Annotated in this window: 3 protein-coding genes and 2 pseudogenes; 3 read left to right on the top strand and 2 right to left on the bottom strand. The window is 69.0% G+C overall.

Features of this window, described 5'->3' with window-relative positions; genetic code table 11:
* Positions 1–151: pseudogene (locus tag AACZ35_RS13510) on the bottom strand (hypothetical protein); the annotation flags it as partial.
* Between the two features lie 150 nt (positions 152–301).
* On the opposite strand from AACZ35_RS13510, the pseudogene AACZ35_RS13505 reads away from it, so the two are divergent.
* Positions 302–1,239: pseudogene (locus tag AACZ35_RS13505) on the top strand (YafY family protein).
* Complete coding sequence (locus tag AACZ35_RS13500) at positions 1,229–2,194, top strand: patatin-like phospholipase family protein (RefSeq protein ID WP_339830162.1); 966 nt, start codon at positions 1,229–1,231, stop codon at positions 2,192–2,194. The pseudogene AACZ35_RS13505 and the gene AACZ35_RS13500 overlap by 11 nt, the downstream one beginning before the upstream one ends.
* Before the next feature lie 10 nt (positions 2,195–2,204).
* Here the strand turns inward: AACZ35_RS13500 and AACZ35_RS13495 are convergent, their stop codons facing one another.
* The gene (locus AACZ35_RS13495) at positions 2,205–2,759 is read right to left on the bottom strand and encodes a lipocalin family protein (RefSeq protein ID WP_339830160.1); all 555 of its coding nucleotides are present in this window, start codon (positions 2,757–2,759) and stop codon (positions 2,205–2,207) included.
* Between the two features lie 123 nt (positions 2,760–2,882).
* On the opposite strand from AACZ35_RS13495, the gene AACZ35_RS13490 reads away from it, so the two are divergent.
* On the top strand, positions 2,883–3,098 hold a 216-nt coding region (locus AACZ35_RS13490), incomplete at its 3' end, for a hypothetical protein (protein WP_339830158.1).

Here is a 3,098-nt window from a genome sequence, read left to right as displayed (position 1 = left end):
CGGCCGAGCCCTTGGCGCACAGCACGCCGCGGTTCACCGGGTGCGCCGGGTTGCCTTCGATGTAGCGTACCCGGCCTTCGCGCAGGTGCACGTTGATGCCGCAGCGGCAGGCGCACATGTAGCAGGTGGTCTGGCGGACCTGGTCCCCCACCGGCTTTTGCAGATCGAGGACGGGCTCGTGCATGGCGCGCATTGTGCCGGTCGCGGGCGGCGGGTGCGAGGCCCGGCGCCCGCGGTGGCGGGGCAGGGGCCGGAACTGCCATCCTAGGCGCCTAGCCGCCCACCGCCGGACCCGACCCCCATGGACCGCTACGAGCGCATCCTCGCCCTGCACCGCAGCCTCAAGACCGCCCGCTACCCGGTGCCGATCAAGCGCCTGATGGAAGAGCTGGCCTGCTCGCGCGCCACGCTCTACCGCGACATCGCCTTCCTGCGCGACGCCCTGGGCGCGCCGGTGGAAAGCGAAGGCGAGGGCAGCATCCGCTACGACGAAAAGGAAGCCGAACGCTTCGAGCTTCCCGGCCTGTGGCTCAATTCCGACGAACTGCACGCCCTGCTGGCCGCGCACCAGCTGCTCGACCGCACCGGCCAGGGCGTGCTTTCCAGCGCGCTGGCGCCCCTGAAGGGCCGCATCGAGTCCCGAGGCGATGACGCGCACGCGTTCGACCGGCCAGCGCTTGCCGCCGCGACGAGCTGGCCTTCCGCCTGGTCGCCAGCGCGGTGCTCGAACGCCGCCAGCTCGAATTCGACTACCTGGCCCGGTCCACCAACGAACGCACCCACCGCAAGGTCTCGCCGCAGCGACTCACGCATTACAAGGACAACTGGTACCTCGACGCCTGGGACCACGACCGCGACGGCCTGCGCAGCTTTTCCGTCGACCGGGTGCAGCACGCGCGCCTGCTCGACCCGGCCGCGCGCGACATCCCCGACGAAGAGCTCAACCAGCACCTGGCCTCGAGCTACGGCATCTTTTCCGGCGCGCCCAAGGGCATCGCCACCCTGCTGTTCTCGGCGAAGGCGGCGCGCTGGGTCGCCGACGAACACTGGCATTCCAAGCAGGAGGGCCGATTCCTGCCCGACGGCCGCTACGAGCTGAAGCTGCCCTACAGCAATGCCAAGGAACTGCTGATGGACGTCATGCGCTACGGCGCCGACGCCGAGGTGATGGAGCCGCCGGCGCTGCGTGCGCAGGCGCGCACGATGCTGCAGCTGGCCCTGTCGGCCTATGAGCGCTGAGACCCCGCTGCCGGCACCCGAGCCCGGCAAACGCGTCGCCCTGGTGCTGGGCGCGGGTGGCGCCCGCGGCATCGCCCACGTCGGCGTCATCGAGGCGATCGAGGCGCGCGGTTACCACATCGCCGGCATCGCCGGTTCGTCGATGGGCTCGCTGGTCGGTGGCATCTACGCGGCCGGCCGGCTGCAGGAATATTCCGACTGGGCCCGCGGCCTGCAGCGCACCGACGTGCTGCGCCTGCTCGACTTCGTTTATGGCTTCCCGGGCCTTATCCGCGGCGACCGGGTCATCGGCGCCCTGCGCGAACTGGTCGGCGACCACCTCATCGAAGACCTGCCCATGCCCTACGTGGCCGTCGCCACCGACCTGGCCAGCCAGCGCGAGGTCTGGCTGACCCGCGGCAAGCTGTTCGACGCCATCCGCGCGTCCATAGCGATACCCATGATCTTCACCCCGGCGCTGGTGGATGGCCGCGAGCTGGTGGACGGCGGCCTGCTGGCACCGGTGCCCATCGCGGCCACCCGGCAGATGCACGTTGACCGGGTGATCGCCGTCGACGTCAACGGCCCTGTGCCCTGGATGAACCCGGCGCTCGAGCCCCGGCGCGAAGAAATCGACGCCAGCCACGGCGACGACGAAGAGCCCGGGGAAAACGGCGGTAATGGCAGCCTGCGCGAACGCATGGCCTCGATCTGGGACGGCATCGCCTCGTCGGTCACCCCGGCCCGCCACGCCAGCGGCCACGAAAAAAGCCGCGGCGTCATGGACCTGATGTCGCGTTCGCTCGACACCATGCAGGCGCACATGTCACGCGTGCAGCTGGCCCAGGATCCGCCGGACCTGCTTATCCAGATGTCGCGGGAAGTGGCGACGTTTTATGAATTCTGGCGCGCCAGCGAGCTGGTGGACGAAGGCCGCGCCGTGGCCGAAAAGGCGCTGGACGCGGCCGGGCTGTAGGGCCGCTGGATTACTGGAAACCCGGCTGCCCGACCTGGTCGGCCTTGTGCGGCACCTTCAGGATGGTTTCCGGGTCGTAGCCCCAGGCTGCGAACCGCTGGCGCAGGTCCTGGTAGAGGGTTTCGTCCATCACCGGATTGCGCGAGAAGATCCAGGCCAGCTTGCGCTTGGGATGCCCGATCAGCGCCCAGGAATAATCCGGCGCCACTTCCATCACCAGGTAGTCGGCTTTCACCAATCCCCAGAAGAAGGCGATGCGCCACTGCGCGTTGTTGCTGCCTGGCACCACCTCGGCAACGCCGTTCATGGACTTCTCGGGCTCGTCGAAGGCCTTGCGGTAGACGTAGGTGTTGGTGATGCGGCCGTCGTCGCGCAGCGTATAGACGTCGGCGGCGGCGACCTTGCCGCGTTCGGCGAAGTAGGGAACGTTGGCGATCACCCACCATCGGCCCATGTAGCGCTCGAGGTTGATGTTGGCGTCGGTGGTCAGTGGCGGCATGGTTCCTCCGGTGGCGGCGCAAGCGGTGAGCAGCAGCAGCGGCAGGAGCAGGGCGAGACGGCGCATAAGCGGCTCCGTTCAGTGTTGTGACAGCCTATCGGGGCCGGGGCGAAGGGCGCGTCAATCCCGTCTCGGTCCGTGAGACATCCGTTTGGGAAGCTGGCTCCACGCCAAACGCAGGAGCGTCCCATGCCCCGCCTCAGCACCTTCGCAAGCCGCCCCGAACCCGAGTTTCCCGTGCTTTCGCGCCTGCTCTGGCAGGCCCTGGCCCTGGGTGCCCTGGTTTCCCTGGCACTGCTGGCGCTGCCGCCCGGTGGCGCGTCCGCCTTCGGTTTCCTGCCCTTCTGGCTTATCGCGGCTCCGGCCGCGGCCCTGCTCACGCTGCATCGCCGGTTCCTGGCGACG

The sequence above is a fragment of the uncultured Arenimonas sp. genome (assembly GCF_963976025.1).
Taxonomy (GTDB): Bacteria; Pseudomonadota; Gammaproteobacteria; order Xanthomonadales; family Xanthomonadaceae; genus Arenimonas.
Note: the sequence above shows the minus strand (reverse complement) of the source record. Positions and strands in the feature narration are given on the sequence as shown.